At 68.1% G+C, this 23,427-nt stretch carries 19 protein-coding genes, 3 tRNA genes and 2 pseudogenes; 5 read left to right on the plus strand and 19 right to left on the minus strand.

Annotated features, from left to right (window positions below):
- Positions 1-55 precede the first annotated feature (55 nt).
- The 10 genes from ACZ4LX_RS29750 to ACZ4LX_RS29795 all read right to left on the minus strand — a co-directional run bounded on the left by ACZ4LX_RS29750 (position 56) and on the right by ACZ4LX_RS29795 (position 13,391).
- Positions 56-3,955 (minus strand): DNA-directed RNA polymerase subunit beta', encoded by a 3,900-nt coding sequence (locus tag ACZ4LX_RS29750; RefSeq protein ID WP_363066984.1) that lies wholly within the window; start codon positions 3,953-3,955, stop codon positions 56-58.
- A 129-nt stretch (positions 3,956-4,084) separates the two neighbouring features.
- Positions 4,085-7,570, minus strand: a complete 3,486-nt coding sequence (gene rpoB / locus ACZ4LX_RS29755; RefSeq protein WP_467649930.1) for a DNA-directed RNA polymerase subunit beta — start codon at positions 7,568-7,570, stop codon at positions 4,085-4,087.
- A 594-nt stretch (positions 7,571-8,164) separates the two neighbouring features.
- Positions 8,165-8,548 carry a 50S ribosomal protein L7/L12 gene (gene rplL, locus ACZ4LX_RS29760; RefSeq protein WP_467649929.1) on the minus strand — a complete coding sequence of 128 codons (384 nt, stop codon included), beginning with the start codon at positions 8,546-8,548 and terminating at the stop codon, positions 8,165-8,167.
- 83 nt (positions 8,549-8,631) lie between these two features.
- A complete protein-coding gene (gene rplJ / locus ACZ4LX_RS29765) occupies positions 8,632-9,189 on the minus strand; it encodes a 50S ribosomal protein L10 (RefSeq protein WP_363066981.1) in 558 nt (185 codons plus the stop codon).
- A 287-nt stretch (positions 9,190-9,476) separates the two neighbouring features.
- Entirely contained in the window at positions 9,477-10,397 is a 921-nt protein-coding gene (locus ACZ4LX_RS29770; RefSeq protein ID WP_467649928.1) for an SCO4651 family lipoprotein, read from the minus strand.
- Between the two features lie 157 nt (positions 10,398-10,554).
- Positions 10,555-11,277 (minus strand): 50S ribosomal protein L1, encoded by a 723-nt coding sequence (gene rplA, locus ACZ4LX_RS29775; RefSeq protein WP_467649927.1) that lies wholly within the window; start codon positions 11,275-11,277, stop codon positions 10,555-10,557.
- A gap of 80 nt (positions 11,278-11,357) precedes the next feature.
- Positions 11,358-11,792 carry a 50S ribosomal protein L11 gene (gene rplK / locus ACZ4LX_RS29780; protein WP_010058817.1) on the minus strand — a complete coding sequence of 145 codons (435 nt, stop codon included), beginning with the start codon at positions 11,790-11,792 and terminating at the stop codon, positions 11,358-11,360.
- 177 nt (positions 11,793-11,969) lie between these two features.
- A complete protein-coding gene (gene nusG, locus ACZ4LX_RS29785) occupies positions 11,970-12,851 on the minus strand; it encodes a transcription termination/antitermination protein NusG (RefSeq protein WP_467649926.1) in 882 nt (293 codons plus the stop codon).
- 73 nt (positions 12,852-12,924) lie between these two features.
- The gene (secE, locus tag ACZ4LX_RS29790) at positions 12,925-13,212 is read right to left on the minus strand and encodes a preprotein translocase subunit SecE (RefSeq protein WP_073732696.1); all 288 of its coding nucleotides are present in this window, start codon (positions 13,210-13,212) and stop codon (positions 12,925-12,927) included.
- 106 nt (positions 13,213-13,318) lie between these two features.
- Positions 13,319-13,391: transfer RNA gene (locus tag ACZ4LX_RS29795), tRNA-Trp, on the minus strand.
- Between the two features lie 246 nt (positions 13,392-13,637).
- Between ACZ4LX_RS29795 and ACZ4LX_RS29800 the strand changes: the two genes are divergently transcribed.
- Positions 13,638-14,864: a pyridoxal phosphate-dependent aminotransferase gene (locus ACZ4LX_RS29800; RefSeq protein ID WP_467649925.1), complete on the plus strand. Its 1,227-nt coding sequence runs from the start codon at positions 13,638-13,640 to the stop codon at positions 14,862-14,864.
- Positions 14,865-14,997: 133 nt separating this feature from the next.
- Positions 14,998-16,047 (plus strand): adenosine deaminase, encoded by a 1,050-nt coding sequence (locus tag ACZ4LX_RS29805; protein ID WP_467649924.1) that lies wholly within the window; start codon positions 14,998-15,000, stop codon positions 16,045-16,047.
- Here the strand turns inward: ACZ4LX_RS29805 and ACZ4LX_RS29810 are convergent.
- A pseudogene (locus ACZ4LX_RS29810) lies at positions 16,037-16,156 on the minus strand (TetR/AcrR family transcriptional regulator); the annotation flags it as partial. The gene ACZ4LX_RS29805 and the pseudogene ACZ4LX_RS29810 overlap by 11 nt on opposite strands.
- 64 nt (positions 16,157-16,220) lie before the next feature.
- Here ACZ4LX_RS29810 and ACZ4LX_RS29815 point away from each other — a divergent pair.
- Positions 16,221-16,856 (plus strand): NAD(P)-dependent oxidoreductase, encoded by a 636-nt coding sequence (locus ACZ4LX_RS29815; protein WP_467649923.1) that lies wholly within the window; start codon positions 16,221-16,223, stop codon positions 16,854-16,856.
- Between the two features lie 13 nt (positions 16,857-16,869).
- Here ACZ4LX_RS29815 and ACZ4LX_RS29820 read toward each other — a convergent pair whose 3' ends face one another.
- The 3 genes and pseudogenes from ACZ4LX_RS29820 to ACZ4LX_RS29830 all read right to left on the minus strand — a co-directional run bounded on the left by ACZ4LX_RS29820 (position 16,870) and on the right by ACZ4LX_RS29830 (position 19,618).
- Complete coding sequence (locus ACZ4LX_RS29820) at positions 16,870-17,925, minus strand: UDP-N-acetylmuramate dehydrogenase (RefSeq protein ID WP_467649964.1); 1,056 nt, start codon at positions 17,923-17,925, stop codon at positions 16,870-16,872.
- Positions 17,926-18,263: 338 nt separating this feature from the next.
- Positions 18,264-18,422 (minus strand): annotated as a pseudogene (locus tag ACZ4LX_RS29825) (MFS transporter); the annotation flags it as partial.
- Positions 18,423-18,568: 146 nt separating this feature from the next.
- Positions 18,569-19,618 carry an esterase/lipase family protein gene (locus tag ACZ4LX_RS29830; RefSeq protein WP_467649921.1) on the minus strand — a complete coding sequence of 350 codons (1,050 nt, stop codon included), beginning with the start codon at positions 19,616-19,618 and terminating at the stop codon, positions 18,569-18,571.
- 264 nt (positions 19,619-19,882) lie between these two features.
- Between ACZ4LX_RS29830 and ACZ4LX_RS29835 the strand changes: the two genes are divergently transcribed.
- Positions 19,883-20,176, plus strand: a complete 294-nt coding sequence (locus tag ACZ4LX_RS29835) for a hypothetical protein (protein ID WP_467649920.1) — start codon at positions 19,883-19,885, stop codon at positions 20,174-20,176.
- A 236-nt stretch (positions 20,177-20,412) separates the two neighbouring features.
- Here the strand turns inward: ACZ4LX_RS29835 and ACZ4LX_RS29840 are convergent, their stop codons facing one another.
- The 5 genes from ACZ4LX_RS29840 to ACZ4LX_RS29860 form a co-directional block, all read right to left on the minus strand.
- Positions 20,413-20,841 carry a MaoC family dehydratase gene (locus ACZ4LX_RS29840; protein WP_467649919.1) on the minus strand — a complete coding sequence of 143 codons (429 nt, stop codon included), beginning with the start codon at positions 20,839-20,841 and terminating at the stop codon, positions 20,413-20,415.
- Positions 20,841-21,293: an FAS1-like dehydratase domain-containing protein gene (locus tag ACZ4LX_RS29845; RefSeq protein ID WP_467649918.1), complete on the minus strand. Its 453-nt coding sequence runs from the start codon at positions 21,291-21,293 to the stop codon at positions 20,841-20,843. Before ACZ4LX_RS29845 ends, ACZ4LX_RS29840 begins: the two co-directional genes overlap by 1 nt.
- Positions 21,294-21,401: 108 nt before the next feature.
- Entirely contained in the window at positions 21,402-21,566 is a 165-nt protein-coding gene (gene rpmG, locus ACZ4LX_RS29850; RefSeq protein ID WP_003956487.1) for a 50S ribosomal protein L33, read from the minus strand.
- Positions 21,567-21,655: 89 nt separating this feature from the next.
- Positions 21,656-21,728: transfer RNA gene (locus ACZ4LX_RS29855), tRNA-Met, on the minus strand.
- Between the two features lie 46 nt (positions 21,729-21,774).
- Positions 21,775-21,847: transfer RNA gene (locus tag ACZ4LX_RS29860), tRNA-Thr, on the minus strand.
- A 279-nt stretch (positions 21,848-22,126) separates the two neighbouring features.
- Here ACZ4LX_RS29860 and ACZ4LX_RS29865 point away from each other — a divergent pair.
- The gene (locus tag ACZ4LX_RS29865) at positions 22,127-23,404 is read left to right on the plus strand and encodes an amidohydrolase family protein (protein ID WP_467649917.1); all 1,278 of its coding nucleotides are present in this window, start codon (positions 22,127-22,129) and stop codon (positions 23,402-23,404) included.
- The last annotated feature ends 23 nt before the right edge of the window (positions 23,405-23,427 follow it).

Here is a 23,427-nt window from a genome sequence, read left to right on the forward strand (position 1 = left end):
CGCGGAAGGGCGCCCACCCCGTACCTGACGGGATGGGCGCCCTTCTCACTCACTGCTACTGGTTGTACGGACCGTAGTCGTAGTCCTCCAGCGGAACGGCCTGGCCGGAGCCCGTGCCGAACGGCGAGTAGTCGATGTCGTCGTAGCCGACGGCCGAGTACATCGCGGCCTTGGCCTCCTCGGTCGGCTCGACCCGGATGTTGCGGTAGCGGGAGAGACCCGTACCGGCCGGGATGAGCTTACCGATGATGACGTTCTCCTTGAGGCCGATCAGGGAGTCGGACTTGGCGTTGATCGCCGCGTCCGTCAGGACCCTGGTCGTCTCCTGGAAGGAAGCCGCGGACAGCCACGACTCCGTCGCCAGCGAGGCCTTGGTGATACCCATCAGCTGCGGTCGGCCGGAGGCGGGGTGACCGCTCTCCTGGACCACACGACGGTTCTCGGTCTCGAACTTCGAGCGCTCGACGAGCTCGCCCGGCAGCAGTTCCGCGTCGCCGGACTCGATGATCGTCACGCGGCGGAGCATCTGTCGGATGATGATCTCGATGTGCTTGTCGTGGATCGACACACCCTGCGAGTTGTAGACCTTCTGGACTTCGCCGACCAGGTGGACCTGGACCGCGCGCTGACCGAGGATCCGCAGCACGTCGTGCGGGTTGGTGGCACCCACGGTGAGCTTCTGGCCCACCTCGACGTGGTCGCCCTCGCCCACCAGCAGACGGGCACGCTTGGAGATCGGGAAGGGAATCTCGTCGCTGCCGTCGTCCGGCGTGACCACGAGCTTCTTGGTCTTCTCGGTCTCCTCGATCCGGACCCGGCCCGCGGACTCCGAGATCGGGGCGACACCCTTCGGCGTACGGGCTTCGAAGAGCTCGACGACTCGGGGCAGACCCTGGGTGATGTCGTCACCGGCCACACCACCGGTGTGGAAGGTACGCATCGTCAGCTGGGTACCGGGCTCACCGATGGACTGGGCGGCGATGATGCCGACCGCCTCACCGATGTCGACCAGCTTGCCGGTGGCGAGCGAGCGTCCGTAGCAGAAGGCACAGGTGCCGACCGCGGACTCACAGGTCAGGACCGAGCGGGTCTTGACCTCCTCGACGCCGGCGCCCACCAGGGCGTCGATCAGGACGTCACCGAGGTCGACGTTGGCAGGCGCGATGACCTTGCCGTCGACGACGACGTCCTCGGCGAGCATGCGGGCGTACACCGAGGTCTCGACGTCGTCCGTCTTGCGGAGCACGCCGTCGGCACCCTTGACCGCGATCTTCAGCTTGAGGCCGCGGTCGGTGCCGCAGTCCTCCTCGCGAATGATCACGTCCTGCGAGACGTCCACCAGACGACGGGTCAGGTAACCCGAGTCGGCGGTACGCAGGGCGGTGTCCGCCAGACCCTTACGGGCACCGTGCGTGGAGATGAAGTACTCCAGGACGGTGAGGCCCTCACGGAAGGACGCCTTGATGGGACGAGGGATCGTCTCGTTCTTGGCGTTGGACACCAGACCACGCATACCGGCGATCTGACGCATCTGCATCATGTTTCCTCGGGCACCCGAGTCAACCATCATGAAGATGGGGTTCGTCTTGGGGAAGTTCGCGTTCATCGCCTCGGCAACCTCGTTGGTCGCCTTGGTCCAGATCGCGATGAGCTCCTGCGTGCGCTCGTCCTTGGTGATCAGACCGCGCTCGTACTGCTTCTGGACCTTCTCGTCCTGCTCCTCGTAGCCCTTGACGATGGCCTTCTTGGCCTCGGGCACGACGATGTCGGCAACGGAGACGGTCACGCCGGAGCGCGTCGCCCAGTGGAAGCCCGCCGCCTTCAGGTTGTCGAGCGTCGCCGCCACGATGACCTTGGGGTAGCGCTCGGCGAGGTCGTTGACGATCTCGGAGAGCTGCTTCTTGCCGACCGAGTAGTCGACGAACGGGTAGTCCTCGGGCAGCAGCTCGTTGAAGAGCGCGCGGCCCAGGCTCGTCCGCAGCCGGAAGGTGTCACCCGGCTGGTACTCGGGCTCGCCCTCCTCGGCGACCGGCGGCACCCAGCCACGCGGCGGCATGGTGCCCACCGGGAAGCGGATGTCGACGGACGACTGGAGCGCCAGCTCGCCGGCGTCGAACGCCATGATCGCCTCGGCCGTGGAGCCGAACGCGCGGCCCTCGCCCTTGGTGTCACGGAGTTCACCGTCGGTGGTCAGGAAGAACAGACCCAGCACCATGTCCTGCGTAGGCATGGTGACGGGACGGCCGTCGGCCGGCTTCAGGATGTTGTTCGAGGACAGCATCAGGATGCGGGCCTCGGCCTGCGCCTCCGCGGAGAGCGGCAGGTGCACGGCCATCTGGTCACCGTCGAAGTCCGCGTTGAACGCGGTGCAGACGAGCGGGTGGATCTGGATGGCCTTGCCCTCGACCAGCTGCGGCTCGAAGGCCTGGATGCCGAGACGGTGCAGCGTCGGCGCACGGTTCAGGAGAACCGGGTGCTCGGCGATGACCTCTTCCAGGACGTCGTACACGACCGTGCGGCCGCGCTCGACCATGCGCTTGGCCGACTTGATGTTCTGCGCGTGGTTCAGGTCCACCAGGCGCTTCATCACGAACGGCTTGAAGAGCTCCAGCGCCATGGCCTTGGGCAGACCGCACTGGTGCAGCTTCAGCTGCGGGCCGACGACGATCACGGAACGCGCGGAGTAGTCCACACGCTTACCGAGAAGGTTCTGACGGAATCGACCCTGCTTGCCCTTCAGCATGTCGCTGAGGGACTTGAGCGGGCGGTTACCGGGACCGGTGACCGGGCGACCGCGGCGGCCGTTGTCGAACAGCGCGTCGACGGCCTCCTGCAGCATCCGCTTCTCGTTGTTCACGATGATCTCGGGGGCACCGAGGTCAAGGAGACGCTTGAGGCGGTTGTTGCGGTTGATCACACGGCGGTACAGGTCGTTCAGGTCGGAGGTCGCGAAGCGGCCACCGTCCAGCTGCACCATCGGACGCAGGTCCGGCGGGATGACCGGCACGCAGTCGAGCACCATGCCCTTGGGCTTGTTGCTGGTCTGCAGGAACGCGGAGACGACCTTGAGGCGCTTGAGCGCGCGGGTCTTCTTCTGGCCCTTGCCGGTACGGATGATCTCGCGGAGGCGCTCGGCCTCCTCGTCGAGGTCGAACGACTCAAGGCGCTTCTGCAGGGCGGCGGCGCCCATGCAGCCGTCGAAGTACGTGCCGAAGCGGTCACGCAGCTCGCGGTAGAGCAGCTCGTCGCCCTCCAGGTCCTGGACCTTGAGGTTCTTGAAGCGGCTCCACACCTCGTCGAGGCGGTCGATCTCGCGCTGCGCACGGTCGCGCAGCTGCTTCATCTCACGCTCGGCGCCTTCGCGCACCTTGCGGCGCACATCGGCCTTGGCGCCCTCGGCCTCAAGCTCGCCGAGGTCGGTCTCAAGCTTCTTGGCACGGTTCTCGAGGTCCGAGTCGCGACGGTTCTCGACCTGCTGACGCTCGACGGAGACGTGGGCCTCCAGCGACGGGAGGTCGCGGGTGCGGCGCTCCTCGTCGACGAACGTGATCATGTACGCGGCGAAGTAGATGACCTTCTCGAGGTCCTTCGGCGCGAGGTCCAGCAGGTAGCCCAGGCGCGACGGGACACCCTTGAAGTACCAGATGTGGGTGACGGGAGCGGCAAGCTCGATGTGGCCCATGCGCTCACGGCGCACCTTGGCGCGAGTGACCTCGACGCCACAGCGCTCACAGATGATGCCCTTGAAGCGGACACGCTTGTACTTGCCGCAGTAGCACTCCCAGTCCCGGGTCGGACCGAAGATCTTCTCGCAGAAGAGTCCGTCCTTTTCGGGCTTGAGCGTGCGGTAGTTGATGGTCTCCGGCTTCTTCACTTCGCCGTGGGACCAGGTCCGGATGTCGTCCGCGGTGGCAAGGCCGATCCGCAGCTCGTCGAAGAAGTTGACGTCGAGCACTTGTCGTCAATCCCTCTTTCGGGGGTTCGAGCCCCCTCGCGTCACGCGAGAAATCGGGGCACTTCAGCAATGGTCTGAACGGGTCCGGGGAGAGCCGGCCGGATCACAGGGATCCGGCCGGCCAACCCGTCAGACCTCTTCGACGCTGCTCGGCTCGCGCCGGGACAGGTCGATACCGAGCTCCTCCGCCGCGCGGAAGACGTCCTCGTCCGTGTCGCGCATCTCGATGGACATGCCGTCCGAGGACAGCACCTCCACGTTGAGGCAGAGCGACTGCATTTCCTTGATGAGCACCTTGAAGGACTCGGGAATGCCGGGCTCGGGGATGTTCTCGCCCTTGACGATGGCCTCGTAGACCTTCACGCGGCCGGTCACGTCGTCGGACTTGATCGTCAGCAGCTCCTGGAGGGCGTAAGCGGCTCCATAAGCTTCAAGGGCCCACACCTCCATTTCACCGAAGCGCTGTCCACCGAACTGAGCCTTACCACCCAGCGGCTGCTGGGTGATCATGGAGTACGGACCCGTCGAACGAGCGTGCAGCTTGTCGTCGACGAGGTGGTGGAGCTTGAGGATGTACATGAAGCCGACCGAGACCGGCTCCGGGAACGGCTCGCCGGAGCGGCCGTCGAACAGCTGGGCCTTGCCGGAGGGCTGCACCAGGCGGTCGCCGTCGCGGTTCGGGATCGTGGCCTGGAAGAGGCCGGTGATCTCGTCCTCGCGCGCACCGTCGAAGACGGGCGTGGCGACGTTGGTGCCGGGGGCGACCTGGTCGGCGCCGATGGACTGCAGGCGCTTGGCCCACTCGTCACCGAGGCCGGAGACGTCCCAGCCGCGGCTGGCGAGCCAGCCGAGGTGGATCTCCAGGACCTGTCCCGGGTTCATTCGGGACGGGACACCCAGCGGGTTGAGGATGATGTCGACCGGGGTGCCGTCCTCCAGGAACGGCATGTCCTCGATCGGGAGGATCTTCGAGATGACGCCCTTGTTGCCGTGACGGCCGGCGAGCTTGTCACCATCGGTGATCTTGCGCTTCTGCGCGACGTAGACGCGGACCAGCTGGTTCACGCCCGGCGGCAGCTCGTCGCCCTCTTCGCGGTCGAAGACGCGGACGCCGATGATCTTGCCGATCTCACCGTGCGGCACCTTCAGCGAGGTGTCGCGCACCTCGCGCGCCTTCTCACCGAAGATCGCGCGGAGCAGGCGCTCCTCGGGGGTCAGCTCGGTCTCACCCTTGGGCGTGACCTTGCCGACGAGGATGTCACCGGCCGTGACCTCGGCACCGATACGGATGATGCCGCGCTCGTCGAGGTCCGCGAGGACCTCTTCGGAGACGTTCGGGATGTCCCGGGTGATCTCCTCCGGGCCGAGCTTGGTGTCACGGGCGTCGACCTCGTGCTCCTCGATGTGGATCGAGGAGAGGACGTCGTCCTGCACGAGGCGCTGCGACAGGATGATCGCGTCCTCGTAGTTGTGACCCTCCCACGGCATGAACGCCACGAGCAGGTTCTTGCCGAGGGCCATCTCACCGTTCTCGGTGGCCGGTCCGTCGGCGAGTACCTGGTCGGCGACGATCCGGTCGCCCTCGGAGACGACGACCTTCTGGTTGACCGAGGTGCCCTGGTTGGAGCGCATGAACTTCGCGATCCGGTACGTGGTGTACGTACCGTCGTCGTTGGTCACGGTGATGTAGTCCGCGGAGACCTCCTGGACCACACCGTCCTTCTCGGCCTTCAGCACGTCACCGGCGTCGGTGGCGCAGCGGTACTCCATGCCGGTGCCCACGAGCGGGGCCTCCGACTTGATGAGCGGCACCGCCTGGCGCATCATGTTCGCGCCCATGAGGGCACGGTTGGCGTCGTCGTGCTCCAGGAACGGGATCATCGCGGTGGCGACGGACACCATCTGGCGCGGCGAGACGTCCATGTAGTCGACTTCGGTGCCGGGCACGTAGTCGACCTCTCCGCCACGGCGGCGGACCAGGACGCGGGGCTCGGTGAAGCGCAGTTCCTCGGAGAGCGTCGCGTTCGCCTGGGCGATGACGTAACGGTCTTCCTCGTCGGCCGTGACGTAGTCGACCTCGTCGGTGACCTGGCCGTCGACGACCTTGCGGTACGGCGTCTCGATGAAGCCGAACGCGTTGACGCGGCCGTACGAGGCGAGCGAACCGATCAGACCGATGTTCGGGCCTTCAGGGGTCTCGATCGGGCACATACGTCCGTAGTGGGACGGGTGCACGTCTCGGACCTCGAAGCCGGCCCGCTCACGGGAGAGACCACCCGGGCCAAGAGCCGACAGACGGCGCTTGTGGGTGAGACCCGACAGCGGGTTGTTCTGGTCCATGAACTGCGACAGCTGGCTGGTGCCGAAGAACTCCTTGATGGAGGCGACGACCGGCCGGATGTTGATCAGGGTCTGCGGCGTGATCGCCTCGACGTCCTGGGTCGTCATGCGCTCACGCACGACGCGCTCCATACGAGCCAGACCCGTGCGGACCTGGTTCTGGATGAGCTCGCCGACGTTACGCAGACGACGGTTGCCGAAGTGGTCGATGTCGTCGGTCTCGACGACGATCTCCCGGCCGGACTCGCCGGTCGTCTCGGTCTCACCGGCGTGCAGCTTGACCAGGTACTTGATGGTCGCGATGACGTCGTCGGTGGTGAGCACCCCGGCGTCCAGCGGCTCATCGGCGCCGAGCTTCTTGTTCACCTTGTAGCGGCCGACCTTCGCGAGGTCGTAGCGCTTCGGGTTGAAGTAGAGGTTCTCGAGCAGCGTCTGAGCGGCCTCGCGGGTCGGCGGCTCGCCCGGGCGGAGCTTGCGGTAGATGTCGAGCAGCGCGTCGTCCTGGCCCTGGGTGTGGTCCTTCTCCAGGGTGGCGCGCATGGACTCGTACTCGCCGAACTCCTCGAGGATCTGCTCGGTGCTCCAGCCGAGAGCCTTCAGGAGGACGGTGACGGACTGCTTGCGCTTGCGGTCGATGCGGACACCGACCATGTCGCGCTTGTCGATCTCCATCTCCAGCCAGGCACCCCGGGAAGGGATGATCTTGGCGGAGAAGATGTCCTTGTCGGACGTCTTGTCGATCGACGAGTCGAAATAGACACCCGGCGAGCGGACCAGCTGCGACACGACGACACGCTCGGTGCCGTTGATGACGAAGGTGCCCTTGTTGGTCATGAGCGGGAAATCGCCCATGAAGACCGTCTGGGACTTGATCTCGCCGGTCTCGTTGTTGGTGAACTCGGCCGTGACGAAGAGCGGGGCGGCGAACGTGAAGTCGCGCTCCTTGCACTCGTCGATCGAGTTCTTGGGGGGCTCGAAGCGGTGGTCGCGGAACGTAAGCGACATCGACCCGGAGAAGTCCTCGATCGGAGAGATCTCCTCGAAGATCTCCTCCAGGCCGGACTTGGTGGGGACGTCTTGTCCACTGTCCAGAGCAGCCTCGACGCGAGCCTTCCAGGCGGCGTTGCCGAGGAGCCAGTCAAAGCTCTCGGTCTGCAGCGCGAGGAGGTTCGGAACCTCGAGGGGCTCCTTGATCTTTGCAAAAGAGATGCGCAGCGGGGCGGTGCTGGCACCGTTGTTCGTATTCGCGGTCGAGGCGTTGCGCGAGGCGGCCAAGAGGGGGTCCTTCCGAGGGCTCGGACTCACTACGCGCGTACCGGTCCCAAACTGGACAGGTGGACAGATATCCCCTGATGAGGGAGGCACGGTCCACGGTGCACAAGATGGGTATGCCCCTGGTGACGGGCAGGAGGCAGCTAACAGGCAGCGCAAAGGGTCAGTGTAGCCAAGCGGCACACTGATGTCCAGTCGGGGTTCTCAGAGACCCACGTTGCTCTCAACAGCTGTTCTCAACACCTATGTCTAGCCCTGCACGAGCTGCGCTCTTCTTTACTGCCCTCTTCGCCATCGATCCATGCCTCGGATTCGGACCGATGTGACAACGCGCCTTGAGAATTGCGCGCCTCGCGCGGTTCGTCAAGGCCCCCCAGCCGGGACGAGCCCCGATACCTGCGGCCGCCGCCCCTCGGCGCGCCCGTGCTCCCACGAGAGGCGCACGGCGAAGATCACCATACTCGTCAGCACGGGAAGAGCAAGGCACCCGCCGCAGGTACGCCGAAAGGCGACCACCCATACGGGTGATCGCCTTTCGCGATGTGACGTCCGCGCCTCGCGGCACGGGGGTCCAGACGAGTCAGAAGACTCGCAGGGTCACTTGACCTCGACGGAAGCGCCGGCGGCCTTGAGGGACTCGGCAGCCTTCTCGGCGGCCTCCTTGGCGACCTTCTCGACGACCGGCTTCGGGGCGCCGTCGACGAGGTCCTTGGCCTCCTTCAGACCCAGGGAGGTCAGCTCACGCACGACCTTGATGACCTGGATCTTCTTGTCACCGGCGGCGGTGAGGATGACGTCGAACTCGTCCTGCTCGGCCTCGGCCTCGACAGCGGCGCCACCCTGGGCGGGGCCGGCAACGGCGACGGCCGCGGCGGCGGTGACGTCGAACTTCTCCTCGAAGGCCTTAACGAACTCGGAGAGCTCGATGAGGGTGAGCTCCTCGAACTGGGCGAGCAGGTCTTCCTGGCTGAGCTTCGCCATGATGGCGTCCTTCCACTATTCGGCAGGTGCCGGATGTATATGTCGGCGGGCGTACGTGGAGCCCGCTGGACCGCTGAGCGAAATTACTCGGCGGCCTCGGCGGGAGCCGGAGTACCGGCACCGCCCTGCTCTTCCCGCTTGGCACGAAGCGCTTCCGCGGTGCGGACAAACTTCGAGGGCAGAGCCTGGAAGAGCTGCGCAGCCTGAGTCTGCTTGCCCTTCATGGCGCCGGCCAGCTTGGCGAGCAGAACCTCGCGGGACTCGAGGTCCGCGAGCTTCTTGATCTCATCGGCGGACAGCGCCTTACCGTCAAGGACACCGCCCTTGATGATGAGGTTGGGGTTGTCCTTGGCGAAGTCACGAAGACCCTTCGCCGACTCCACCGGGTCACCGGTGACGAAGGCAACCGCCGTCGGACCTGCGAACAGGTCGTCCAGCGTGTCGATCCCGGCCTCGTTGGCCGCAATCTTGGTCAGCGTGTTCTTCACCACGGCGTACTGGGCGTTCTCACCGAGCGAACGACGCAGCGTCTTGAGCTGCGCGACGGTGAGACCCCGGTACTCGGTCAGCACGGCGGCGTTCGAGCTGCGGAACTGGTCCGCGAGCTCGGCTACCGCTGCAGCCTTGTCGGGCCTTGCCATGAGCGTCGGCCTCCTTCCGGGTGATGAGGACCGCTCAAAAGGGGCCGGAAAAGACGAAACGCCCCGGCGCAGGCGCCAGGGCGAAGCTCGACCGAACGAAGTCCGGGAGCTTTTCCACAGTCACCTGCGCAGGTCGTCCGCGTTCAACGGATCCTTCGGTCGCCGTCCCCCTTGCGGGTTTCAGCAACGACCAGCGGTCTTTGGCTTCTGCAGAAGACTACGCGACCGGGGTCGCGCCGAGCAAATCCGTCCCGGTTCGGATGGTCCGAGAGGTTTGGCGGGCCCTTCTAGGAGGCAGTGCCCTCGGTCGCCCCCTGCTGCTGGAGCAGCTCCTTGAACCCGACGGTCTGGTCGGCGGGCGGCTGCTCGACCGAGACCTTGGTGCCGTAGTCGCTGTAGAAGACCGTGGTGTTGAGCTCCCCGGTCTTCATCTGCCCGCGCTCGCTCTTCTTCACCAGCAGGTCGTTCTCGTCGACCCAGATGTCGACCGTCTCCGTGGTGATCCCGGCGTCGTTGAGCTGCTTCTTGAGAGCGGAGAGCTGGGCGGCGTCCAGATGCGAGGTCTTGGCGGTCAGCTCGGCGACGTCGACCGTGCCGGAGTAGTGCGTGGCGGCGACACCGCGGACCTGCTCCTTGCCGACCTCCTTCACATCGCCGGAGGCCAGCAGCGACTTCACCCCCTGGTCGGGAGTGGTGTTCTGCATCTGGTCCTTCATCGCCGCCCCGGAGGCGCCCCCGAGCTCGGCGAGCTCGTCGTACGAGTAGCGGATCCAGCGCTTGCCGCCGGTCTGCTGGGCCAGGGCGGCGCCCATGTCCGCCGCGTAGCCGTCCTTGAAGTAGCGGGCGTGCATCGTGCCGTTGCCGCCGACCTTCTTCAGGTTGTCGGCCATCGTGCCGCCGGTGTAGGTGATCTCCATGGTGCCGGTGACGCCGTCACTCCAGTCGAGCGCGCCGGACTGCTTCATGGACATGACGCTGCCCATGACCGTGGTGCCCTCGACCTTCGCGGAGTTCGCCGCACCGGTCTTCTTCTGCACATCGAGCAGCGCGGCGATCGCGTCGGTCTTCACCACACCGCCGCCGGCCTTGGGCTTCGACTTGGTCGTGCCGCCGCCGTTGTCGTCCGATCCACCGCAGGCCGCGACCGACGTGAGCGCCGCCGCCACAGCCACGGCCACACCCACACGCCGCACGGTACTGGTCCTCATATCCGCTTCCACCCCTCGTTCGGCTCTCGTTGACCGCACGCTAGCGCACAGCACCGACAGCACCGGTACGTATATACGAGGACGGGCCCCGCACCTCGAAAGGTTGCGGGGCCCGTCCATGTCACACGTGACACGGCGGTCGTACGAGCACGGTGGCTCAGACGGCGGCCGGGTCCTCCTCGACGAGGAGGTTACGGGTGCGGTTGGCGTCCAGCGGGATGCCGGGGCCCATCGTGGTGGCCAGCGTGGCCTTCTTGATGTAGCGGCCCTTGGCGGCGGACGGCTTCAGACGGAGGATCTCCTCCAGCGCCGCTGCGTAGTTCTCCACCAGCTTGGTCTCGTCGAACGAGGACTTGCCGATGATGAAGTGCAGGTTCGAGTGCTTGTCGACGCGGAACTCGATCTTGCCGCCCTTGATGTCGTTGACAGCCTTCACGACATCGGGGGTGACGGTGCCGGTCTTCGGGTTCGGCATCAGACCACGCGGACCGAGCACGCGGCCGAGGCGGCCGACCTTGCCCATGAGGTCCGGGGTCGCGACGACGGCGTCGAAGTCCAGACGGCCCTTCGCCACCTCGTCGATGAGCTCGTCGGCGCCGACGATGTCGGCGCCCGCGGCTTCCGCGGCCGCAGCACGGTCACCGGTCGCGAAGACCAGGACCCGGGCGGTCTTGCCGGTGCCGTGCGGGAGGTTCACGGTGCCACGGACCATCTGGTCGGCCTTGCGAGGGTCTACACCCAGGGCGAAGGCGACCTCGACGGTGCTGTCGAACTTCGTGGAGGAGGTCTCCTTGGCGAGACGGACGGCCTCGAGCGGGGCGTAGTTGCGTGCCCGGTCGACCTTGGCGTCCGCAGCGCGGAGGTTCTTGCTGCGCTTCACTTCTACTCCTGTGGTTTCAGAGTGTGGAGTCGTGGTGCGGACCAGCGCTTGGTCCTACCACTGAGGGGGGTGGGGCTGAATCAGCCTTCGACCGTGATGCCCATGGAACGGGCGGTGCCGGCGATGATCTTCGACGCGGCGTCGAGGTCATTGGCGTTCAGGTCGGGGAGCTTCGTCGTGGCGATCTCGCGGACCTGGGCGGCCGTCAGCTTGGCAACCTTGGTCTTGTGAGGCTCGCCGGAGCCCTTGTCCACACCCGCGGCCTTGAGGATCAGCTTGGCGGCCGGCGGAGTCTTGGTGATGAAGGTGAAGGAGCGGTCTTCGTAGACCGTGATCTCCACCGGCACGACCATGCCACGCTGCGACTCGGTCGCGGCGTTGTAGGCCTTGCAGAACTCCATGATGTTGACGCCGTGCTGGCCCAGTGCGGGGCCGACCGGCGGGGCCGGGTTGGCCGCACCGGCGTTGATCTGGAGCTTGATAAGCCCCGTGACCTTCTTCTTCTTGGGAGGCATGTGCTCTCTCCGGGTCCTAGTGAGAGTTTTTCGCCGTCATCCGGTCATCCGGATGCAGGCATACCGCACAACGATAACGGGTATAGCTGCGCGACCAAAAACCGAGCAGGTCAGACCTGCTGTGACAGCCGGTCTGACCTGCTCGGTAGGCATGTGTCCAGAAGCTGGCGGGAACCGCTAGTTCTTCTGGATCTGGTCGAAGCTGAGCTCGACCGGCGTCTCGCGGCCGAAGATCTCGACGAGACCCTTGACCTTCTTCGAGTCGGCGTTGATCTCGTTGATCGTCGCCTGAAGCGTCGCGAACGGGCCGTCGGTGACGGTGACGGAGTCGCCCACCTCGAAGTCCAGCACCTGGACCTCGACCTTGCGGGACGGAGCCGGCTTGCCCTCGGCCTCGGCCGCCTCGCGGGCCGCCTTCTCCTCGGCCTCCGGGGCGAGCATCTTGACGATCTCGTCCAGCGTCAGCGGGTACGGGTCGTAGGCGTTGCCCACGAAGCCGGTGACGCCGGGAGTGTTGCGGACGACGCCCCAGGACTCGTTCGTCAGGTCCATGCGCACCAGGACGTAACCCGGGAGCTTGTTCTGACGGACGTTCTTGCGCTCGCCGTTCTTGATCTGGACGATTTCCTCCTCAGGCACCTCGGCCTGATAGACGAACTCCTCCACGTTCAGCGAGACGGCGCGCTGCTCCAGGTTGGCCTTCACGCGCTTCTCGTAACCGGCGTATGTGTGGATGACGTACCACTCGCCCGGGAGGCTGCGGAGCTCCTCGCGCAGGGCGGCGACGGCGTCGACGGGCTCGGCCGGCTCGGCCGCTTCCTCGTCGGCCTCGTCCTCGTCACCGGCTTCGGCCTCGGCGGCCTCGTCGTCGGCTTCCTCGGCGGCGTTCTCGGTGTGCACGGCGGCCTGCTCGGCGGGCTTGCCCGCGGCAGCGTCGGCAGCTTCAGCCTGGTCCGGCTCCACAGCGTCCGCCGCCTCGACGATGTCGAGCTCGTCCTCGGCGGACTCGAAGGCGCCCGCCGTCGGCTCGACGGCGTCGTTCAGGTTCGGGTCAGACACGGTGGCTGCTTCTTCCTGGATACAAATGGGTGGAACATGCGAAAGGGGCGCCTGTGAGGCGCCCTCCGCGGGATCAGCCGAAGACGTACTTGATGACCCGCTGGAAACCGAAGTCAATCACGGTGACGAGACCGATCATGACGACTACGAACACAATCACCACGGAGGTGTATGTCGTCAGCTGGTTGCGAGTCGGCCAGACAACCTTGCGGAGTTCGGCGACGATCTGGCGGTAGAAGAGCGCGAGACGGCCCAGAGGGCCCTTCTTGCCGCGCTTACCGCCCTTCCGGGTCTTCTTCTTCGACTCGGGGACTTCATCCTCGGCATCAGGCATGTCGATGGAGCCCACGGCGTCCGTCACGCTTCTCACCTGATTCCGGGTCATGGCCGTGCCGCGCCCGGTGAAGCCGCACGGCAGTGCATTGAAGTACGTACATGCGCACACATCCTGGCGAAGGAGTGTGTAGCAGGGCCGGAGGGACTTGAACCCCCAACCGCTGGTTTTGGAGACCAGTGCTCTACCAATTGAGCTACGACCCTTTGTGGTTTCCACCAACCTACCGCATGTCCCCGAATGCCTCGGGTGCAGGAACGGTGCGGCTGGTGAAGGCCAACGACAGGTGAGTGTACGTGCTCGGCGGCCCGGCGTCGAACAGAAAGCCCCCGACCGTTCCTGTCCTATGCCGTCCGGCGCCGTTCCGGTTGGCTGTCCGCATGCTGTCCGAGCGCTGTCCGGTCCCTGAAACCCCTGTGCCGACGGGGAATCCGTTCTGGGAACATGGGGGCATGAGCGCTGCCACTTCTCCCTCCGAGCGTCGGGTCTCCGCCCGCATCGGTGCCATCTCCGAGTCCGCCACCCTCGCCGTCGACGCCAAGGCCAAGGCCCTCAAGGCCGCCGGCCGTCCGGTGATCGGCTTCGGTGCGGGCGAGCCCGACTTCCCGACCCCCGGCTACATCGTCGACGCCGCGGTCGAGGCCTGCCGCAACCCGAAGTACCACCGCTACACCCCGGCGGGCGGGCTCCCCGAGCTCAAGGCCGCCATCGCAGAGAAGACGCTGCGCGACTCCGGCTACCAGGTCGACGCCTCCCAGATCCTGGTGACCAACGGCGGCAAGCAGGCCATCTACGAGGCCTTCGCCACCATCCTCGACCCGGGCGACGAGGTCATCGTCCCGGCGCCGTACTGGACCACCTACCCCGAGTCGATCCGCCTCGCCGGTGGTGTCCCGGTGGAGGTCGTCGCCGACGAGACCACCGGCTACCGGGTCTCCGTGGAGCAGCTGGAGGCGGCCCGTACCGAGCGTACGAAGGTCGTCCTGTTCGTCTCCCCGTCGAACCCGACCGGCGCGGTCTACAGCGAGGCCGACGCCGAGGCGATCGGCCGCTGGGCCGTCGAGCACGGCCTCTGGGTGCTGACCGACGAGATCTACGAGCACCTGGTCTACGGCGACGCGAAGTTCACCTCGCTGCCGGCGATCGTGCCCGAGCTGCGCGACAAGTGCATCGTGGTCAACGGGGTCGCCAAGACGTACGCGATGACGGGCTGGCGCGTGGGGTGGATCGTCGGCCCCAAGGACGTCGTGAAGGCCGCGACCAACCTGCAGTCGCACGCCACCTCCAACGTCTCCAACGTCGCCCAGGTCGCCGCGCTGGCCGCCGTCTCCGGGAACCTGGACGCGGTCGCCGACATGCGCACCGCCTTCGACCGGCGCCGGCAGACCATCGTGCGGATGCTCAACGAGATCGACGGCGTCGTGTGCCCGGTTCCCGAAGGCGCGTTCTACGTGTACCCGTCGGTGAAGGCGCTGCTCGGCAAGGAGATCCGCGGCAGGCGCCCGGCCACCTCGGTCGAGCTGGCGGCCCTGATCCTGGACGAGGCCGAGGTCGCGGTCGTACCGGGCGAGGCCTTCGGCACGCCGGGCTACCTGCGTCTGTCGTACGCCCTGGGCGACGACGACCTGACCGAGGGTGTCTCGCGGCTCCAGAAGCTCCTGGGCGAGGCCAAGGCCTGACGTCTCCCTCATCCCGGAGAGCGGCCCCCGGCTTCGGCCGGGGGCCGCTCTTTCGTTCGCCTCTTCGTTCGATGAGCAACTCGATGGGGAAAGCGGCTACCGCGGCGCCCCGTCCATGCGGCAAGATCTTTGGATGGAGCGCGATGTACGGCTGTTGCCCAAGGCCCACCTGCACCTGCATTTCACCGGGTCGATGCGGCCCACCACGCTGCTCGAACTCGCCGACAAGTACGGCGTGCGGCTGCCCGAGGCGCTGACCGCCGGTGAGCCCCCCCGTCTGCGTGCGACCGACGAGCGCGGCTGGTTCCGTTTCCAGCGGCTCTACGACATCGCCCGCTCCTGTCTGCGGGCGCCCGAGGACATCCAGCGGCTGGTGCGCGAGGCCGCCCAGGAGGACGTGGCCGACGGCTCCGGCTGGCTGGAGATCCAGGTCGATCCCACCTCGTACGCGCCCCTGCTCGGCGGCCTCATTCCGGCGATCGAGATCATCCTGGACGCGGTGGACAGCGCGTCGAGCGAGACCGGGCTGCCGATCCGGGTGGTGATCGCGGCCAACCGGATGAAGCATCCGCTGGACGCCAGGACCCTGGCACGGCTCGCGGTGCGTTACGCGGACCGGGGCGTCGTCGGATTCGGCCTCTCCAACGACGAGCGGCGCGGCATGGCGCGCGACTTCGACCGGGCCTTCGCCATCGCCAGGGAGGGCGGTCTGCTGGCGGCCCCGCACGGTGGTGAGCTGTCGGGCCCCTCCAGCGTCCGCGACTGCCTGGACGACCTCGACGCGTCCCGGGTCGGTCACGGCGTACGGGCCGCCGAGGACCCCCGGCTGCTGCGCAGGCTGGCCGAGCGCGGGGTGACCTGCGAGGTGTGCCCCGCGTCGAACGTGGCGCTCGGCGTCTACGAGAAGCCGGCCGATGTCCCCCTGCGCACTCTGTTCGACGCCGGTGTGCCGATGGCGCTCGGCGCGGACGACCCGCTGCTCTTCGGCTCCCGGCTGGCCGCGCAGTACGACCTCGTGCGCCGCCACCACGCGTTCACCGATGAGGAGCTGGCGGAGCTGGCGCGTCAGTCGGTACGGGGGTCGGCAGCGCCCGAAGCGGTGCGGGCGGAGCTCCTGGCGGGCGTCGACGACTGGCTGGCCGAGCCGGTGGCCCGAGGCTCCGGGGCACCCCTCAGGGCGTGAGACCGCCCAGCAGCGTCCGGACGACCGATGCGGCGAAGTCGTCGGGCGACTGCGGCGGCCGACCGGTCTTCGTGGCGTTGTACGCGAAGGCCCGCTGGGCGCAGGAACCCGAAGCCGTTCCTTGAGCACGACCACGGTGAGTGACTGCTCACCCCACACGAGGAGAGTGTGCCGTGAAGCTCACAGTGTTCGGTGCCACGGGCGGTATCGGCCAGGAGATCGTCCGCCAGGCGTTGGCGGCGGGTCACGAGGTGACGGCCGTGGTCCGTGACCCCGCGCGACTGCCCGTGCCGCTCTCCGAGGTCACCGTCCACGCGGCGGCCCGTATCGACGATCCGGAGGAACTGCGCGAGGCGGTCGCGGGCCGCGACGCGGTGCTCTCCGGCCTGGGCTCGCGGGGCCGGAAGGCCGACGGGACCACCGAGCGGCTGACCCGGAGTGTGCTGGCGGCCATGGAGGCGGAGGGGACCGGTCGGCTGCTCGTGGTGAGCGCGGCCCCGGTCGCCCCGAAGCCCGCGGACGATCCGCTGCTCGACCGGATGACGCGCGCGGTGATCGGCGCGGTCCTCAAGGAGGTCTACACGGATCTCACCGCCATGGAGGCCGCGCTCGCGGCCTCCGCGACGGACTGGACGTCCGTACGCCCTCCGAAGCTCACCAACGGCCCGCTGACGGGCACCTACCGGACAGTCGTCGGCGGCAATCCGCGCAGCGGCCGGTCCATCTCCCGGGCCGATGTCGCGCACGCGATGCTGGCACTGATCGACGACCCCGCCGCGGTGAAGCAGGGGGTGGGCGTGGCGTACTGAGGGACGGGCTCCGTCAGAGGCTGACGCCGACGGTCACCGGTTCGTTGACGAGCGTGACGCCGAAGGTCTCGTGGACCCCGGCGACGACCTCTCGCGCCAGTGCCAGCAGGTCCTCGGTGCTCGCCGCGCCCCGGTTGGTGAGGGCGAGGGTGTGCTTGGTGGAGATACGGGCCGGGCCCGAGCCGTACCCCTTGGTGAAACCGGCCCGGTCGATGAGCCAGGCCGCCGAGGTCTTGGTACGTCCCTCGCCCGCGGGGAAGGCGGGGGGCGTCACGTCCGGTCCGAGGCGCTGCGCCACCCGGTCGAGGAACGCCTCGAACTGCTCCTGGTCCAGGATCGGGTTGGTGAAGAAGGACCCGGCCGACCAGGTGTCGTGGTCCTCGGGGTCGAGCACCATGCCCTTGCCGGCGCGGAGCCGGAGCACGGTTTCGCGGGCGGCCGCGGCGGGAACGCGTTCCCCCTCCTCGACGCCCATGGCGCGGGCCGTTTCGGGGTACTTGAGAGGCGCGGACAGTCCGCCCGCCTCCTCCAGCCCGAAGCGGACACGCAGCACCACGAACCGGTCGGGTTCGGCCTTGAAGCGACTGTGGCGGTACGCGAAGGCGCACTCGGAGTTCGGGACGGTGACGGTTTCCCGGGTGTGCCGGTCGTAGGCGACGACCTCCGTGATGGTGGACGACACCTCCTGTCCGTACGCCCCGACGTTCTGGATCGGCGTCGCGCCGGCGGAGCCCGGGATTCCGGCCAGGCATTCGAGACCGGCGAGACCGGCCTCCACGCTGCGGGCCACGGCGTCCGTCCAGACCTCTCCGGCGGCCAGTTCGAGCGTGGCCCCGTCGAGCACGAATCCCTTGGTCGCGATGCGCAGGGCGGTTCCTTCGAAGCCCTTGTCGCCGATGACCAGATTGCTGCCGCCACCGATGACCAGGAGCGGGGTGCCGCTGTCGTCCGCCTCACGCACGGCTTCGACCACTTCGGCGTCGGTCGTCGCGGTGAGGAGGCGGGTGGCGGGGCCGCCGAGCCGGAAGGTGGTCAGGGGGGCGAGGGGCGCGTCGTGGAGTTCCTGCACGGGGACAAGAGTACGGTCCGCCGCCCCGCCGTCGGGCGGGGCGGCGGACCGCGGGGGCGTGCCGGGCTCTCGGGCGGCCACGGGGACCGGCGCCTCGGCCCGGTCGGGCTCCAGCACCGGGGCGCCGCCGCGGTGGCGCGGGATCAGCAGGGCGACCAGTGCGGCGAGCGCCACCACCCCTGCGCCGATCCGGACCGCGGGAACGGTGCCGTCCGTGAAGGACCGCGCGGAGCCGTAACCCCCTGCGAGGAGAAGACCGTGGCGAACACCGCGATCCCGGGGGCGCCGCCGACCTCGCGGAGCGCGTTGTTGGCGCCGGCGATGCCTTGTTCACCGGGGCCGGGGGCGTCCGACTCGGCCAGGCACAGCCGGGCCAGCGGCAGCAGGACCAGGCCGACCGGGATGTTCAGCCAGAAGATCCACTGCCAGGACATGTGCTCGGTGAGACTGCCGCCGATCAGCGGGCCGCCGGCCACCGCCAGGCTTCGTAGGTGGCCAGGAGCCGTTGCTCGACGTGGTGCACGCTCCCAGCCCCACAGGTGGTCCGTACCTGGAAGGGCCCGCCGAGTCGGAACGGCAGGGCGGCGTCGATGCCAACGTCGGGTTCCATAGCCGACTGCGGCGGACCCAGGCGGGAGTGGCGTCAGCCGAGGGGCCCGAGGGGCAGCACGGTCGTGCAGGGCACGGCGGTGGCGTGCTCGGGGTCGAGGGCGTTGAGGACGAGGCCGCCGACGGCCGGGGAGTAGGGGCTGCGCAGGTGGCCGGAGAGGTCCGTGCGGCAGACGTCCTGCAGGAGGATGTTGGTGATCGGACTGTCGGCGGAGGGGGCCACGATCCCTCGGTTGTCCGGCTTGGCGATTTTGGCGGGGGTCAGGGCGGGGTTCGTGTTGTGGCAGCGGGTGCGCGGGGCGTTCTTGTTGTCACGCAGGTACTGGTTGTCGTAGGGCGTCACGACCATGTCCTGGTCGGTGACGATCGTGGTGTAGCGGACCCCGGGGCGGATGTCGCCGCTCTCGTCGAGGGCGACGTTCACCTCCGAGCACTGGGTCTGGTCCTGCAGTGACTGCGCGTTCGCGATGTCCGCGATGGGCTGGACCGCGTTGAGGGCCCGGCCCAGGGTCGCCAGACCGCTCGCGGTCGTACCGTGGTTGCTCGGTGAGATGCCGATGAGCCGGTCGACCTTGGCGGCACCGCCTTCGTACTTCAGGTACCAGCGGGGCAGCACGCCGCCGCCCTGGGAGTATCCGACCATGTCGACCGTGTCGCTGCCGGTGGCGGTACGGACCTTGTCGACGAAGGCGGCCACCTCCTCTGCGGTCTTGGGCACCGACTTGAGCGCCTTGAGGCCGCTGCCGTTGGTGTCGCCGAAGTGCTCGGCGAAGACGCAGTACCCCGCGTCCTTCAGTACGGGGGCGAGGCGCCCGAACGAGGACAGGGCGTCAGCTGCGGTTCCGTGGACCAGCACGACGGGCCTGGGGTGGGCCTCGCTGGGCTTGCACGAGAAGTCGTTGGCGCCCTGGGGGTACGCCTGTGGGTGGATCAGGCTGTAGGCGAAGGCGCTGTGGAAGGTGTTGAACCGCGGTGCGGGCACGGGAGCCTGGCCGGGGGTGACGGCAGCCGACACGGTGACCGGCAGGGCCAGGGCCAGGGTTGCGGCGGCGGCAAAAGAAGGGGCGAGCTTGCGAGCCCTCATGGAGGTGGCCTTTCACGGTTCGGGGACGCGGCGAGCATCGCTGCCGCACATCCGCCGACCCGAGAGCCCTGGCCCCGGAGTCCCCCGTTCGGACTATCGAACCGACCCCATCGGGTGCCCCGAAACCCTCGCGCCTGAGCGTCTCGCATACCGTCTGAGCGCGGCCTGACGGGGCCGGCGCGCCCTGGCGACACGCCGTCGGCCGGGCAGCGCCCACGACACCACCACCGCCCGCCGCGACCACATCGTGGAGCATCTGCGCGGGTGAGCCCGGGAGCCCTGGCCGACCTCGGACTCGTCGGCCTCGTCAACAGCCCCGAGGCCGACCCGGACGACCCGGTCGTCGTCACCTGCTTCAAGACCACCCGCGCCCGAAAGCTCAGCCCCGCCCAGAAGCAGGCCAACCAGGTCCTCGCTGCCGCCCGTGCTCCCGTCGAGCACGGCTTCGCCGCGCTGAAATGCCGGCGGATCCTTACCAAGCTCCGCATCGCCGCCGCCAGGGCCACTGTCCTGCCGCGGGCCCTCCTCGTCCCGACAGACCTGGAGAGCAACCGCTGAACCCGGCAGACGATCAAGAAGCAGGACTACCGCCCACGCCCAGCCCGAGCAGCACCCCCAACGATCACACCAGCCCCCGCGACCAGCGCAGATCAAGTTGGCGGAGCTTCAGTGCGGTGGTGACGACGAGGTTGTCGAGGGCGGCCATGAAGCGCTTGGTCAAGCGGGCCCACCACTCCCCACAGCTGAGGGGCACGGCCCCCTGAACCGTGCCCCCACCACACACCGCTACGACATCAGCCGAGCTGCACCACGGCGCGGGACATGCCCAACACCTTCTTGCCGGCGCTCATCGCCGTCAGGTCGACCCGCACCCGCTTGTCGTCCAGCAGGGCGGCCACCTTGCCACTGACCTCGATCAGCGCACCCTTGTCGTCATTGGGCACGACGACCGGCTTGGTGAACCGCACCCCGTACTCGACGACCGAAGCCGGATCGCCGGCCCAGTCCGTGACCACGCGGATCGCCTCGGCCATGGTGAACATGCCATGAGCGATCACATCGTCCAGCCCGACCTCGCGGGCGAACTTCTCGTTCCAGTGGATCGGATTGAAGTCGCCCGAAGCGCCCGCGTACTGCACCAGCGCCGCCCGGGTCACCGGGAAGGACTGCGGCGGCAGCTCCGTACCGACCTCGACCGAGTCGTAACTCACCTTCGCCGTCATCACGCCTCCTCGGCGGCGCGCGCCACCAGCTTCGTCCACGCCGTCACGACATGCTCACCGGACTCGTCGTGGACCTCGCCACGCACATCCAGGATGTCGTTGCCCGCCATGGACTTGACCGCCTCGATCGTCGAGGTGACCGTCAGCCGGTCCCCCGCCCGCACCGGGCGCACGTAGACGAACTTCTGGTCACCGTGCACCACCCGGCTGTAGTCCAGGCCCAGCTGGGGGTCCTGGATGACCTGCCCGGCGGCCTTGAAAGTGATCGAGAACACGAACGTCGGCGGCGCGATCACATCGCTGTGACCGAGCGCCCTGGCCGCTTCGGGATCCACGTACGCGGGATTGGCGTCGCCCACCGCTTCGGCGAACTCTCGGATCTTCTCCCGGCCCACCTCGTACGGCGGGGTGGGCGGATAGGTCCGTCCCACGAAGGACTGGTCGAGCGCCATGAGCTCGCAACCTCCTGATGAAAGACGAAGGGGCCGCAGTACAGCTGCGGCCCCGTACAACGACACGAGGCCGCCCCCAATGGGGGCGGCCTCGTGTACGAGCCTGATTCAGCGCGTTTCGCGGTGCGCGGTGTGCGAGTTGCAGCGCGGGCAATGCTTCTTCATCTCAAGACGGTCCGGGTTGTTACGCCGGTTCTTCTTGGTGATGTAGTTCCGCTCCTTGCACTCCACGCAGGCCAGCGTGATCTTCGGGCGGACGTCGGTGGCAGCCACGTGAGTGCTCCTTGGACGGACGGTGGACGGATGAACGCAAAAAAAGAGTAGCCGATCGGAGGACCGACCCCACAATCGGCTACTGTTAGTAGCGGTGACCGGACTTGAACCGGTGACACAGCGATTATGAGCCGCTTGCTCTACCGACTGAGCTACACCGCTTTGATGAATGAGTCCCCCCGCCGAAGCGGGGTTTCCCGATCACCAGAGCCCCAATGCGGAATCGAACCGCAGACCTTCTCCTTACCATGGAGACGCTCTACCGACTGAGCTATTGGGGCGAGCGATGAAGACATTACACGGTTGGTTGCCGATCGCCCAAATCCGTTTCGAAGCCCCATCCCGAGCCCATGAACGGCACGGCTCCGAGCCGCTCGGCCGCCCCCTCCGCGGGCCCTTGATCAGCGACTCCTCCGCCCTCGGCCCCGCACGTGCCCCTCGGTCCCCCGCGCACCTGGAGACCACGCCGGTATGACTATTTCGCTCATTCTCGAACCCTGCCGGAAGCACCCCTAGGCTCGACTCACTCTGAGTGATCCTGCCCCCTTCCAGGAGCCGCGATGCCCGACAGTCAGCCGCGGCAGCCGGACGACCACGCGGCCGATGCCGCCTGCAGCGCGGAGGGCTCCGCGCTGACCCTCTGCGGCGCCCGTCTGGCCGACGGCCGCGTCGTGGACGTACGGCTGGCCGGCAGCCGCATCGAGGCCGTCGGCACCGCCGGAAGCCTCGTCGCACCCGGCGCCCGGGTGGACCTCCGCGGCCACCTGCTGCTCCCCGCACCCGCCGAACCGCACGCCCACAGCGACACCGCGCTCACCGCCGCCGGCGCCGGACCCGATGCCCCCGGGCCCGCCTCCCAGCACCCCGACGATGTCCAGCAGCGCGCCACCGAGGCCGCGTTGATGCAACTCGGCCACGGAGCGACCGCCCTGCGCTCACACGTACGGATCGGTGACATACAGGGCCTCGGCGCTCTCGAAGCCGTTCTCCAGGCCCGCCGCTCGCTGCGCGGGCTCGCCGACCTGACCGCGGTCGCGGTCCCCCGGCTGCTCACCGGCGTCGCGGGCGCCGGCAATCTGGCGATGCTGCGCGACGCGCTGAAGATGGGGGCCGGCGCCGTCGGTGGCTGTCCCGACCTGGATCCGGACCCGACGGGATACGCGGAGGCCGTCCTGGAGGTCGCCGCCGAGCACGGCTGCCCCGTGGATCTGCACACGGACAGTGACGATCCCGCCCGGCTGGCCCGGTTCGCCGCGATGGCCGGCGGAATGCGGCACAGGGTCTCCATCGGCCCCTGTGCCGGCCTCTCCCGGCTCCCGGGGGACGCCGCCGCCCGCGCCGCCGACCAGCTCGCCGCCGCCGGTGTGACGGTGATCTGTCTCCCCCAGGGCGGCTGCTCGGGGTCGGAACTCCGGGGCACCGCCCCGGTGCGGCTGCTGCGCGCGGCCGGGGTGCGGGTGGCGGCGGGCAGCGGAGCCCTGCGCGACCTCGCCAACCCGGTGGGACGCGGCGACCCGCTGGAGGCCGCCTTCCTGCTGGCCTCACAGAGCGGACTGGCGGCCGCACACGCCTACGAGGCCGTCTCCGCAGGGGCCAGGCGTGCCATGGGGCTGCCCGAGGTGAGGGTCGAGGCGGGCTTTCCCGCCGAACTGCTCGCCGTACGCGGGGAGCAGCTGTCCGGGGTGCTCTCGCTTGCGTACAGCCGGATCGTGGTGCACCGCGGCAGAGTGGTCGCCCGGACGAGTGCGGTGCGCGAGTACTGCGATTCGGAGACGGACGGCACGTTCGGCCTGCCGCGCCAGGGAAGACCTGATGCGGGGACCGTCGGCGGGCCTTGAGCGCGGCGGCCCTCTCCGGCGTA

Source organism: Streptomyces sp. NPDC026062, assembly GCF_055568375.1.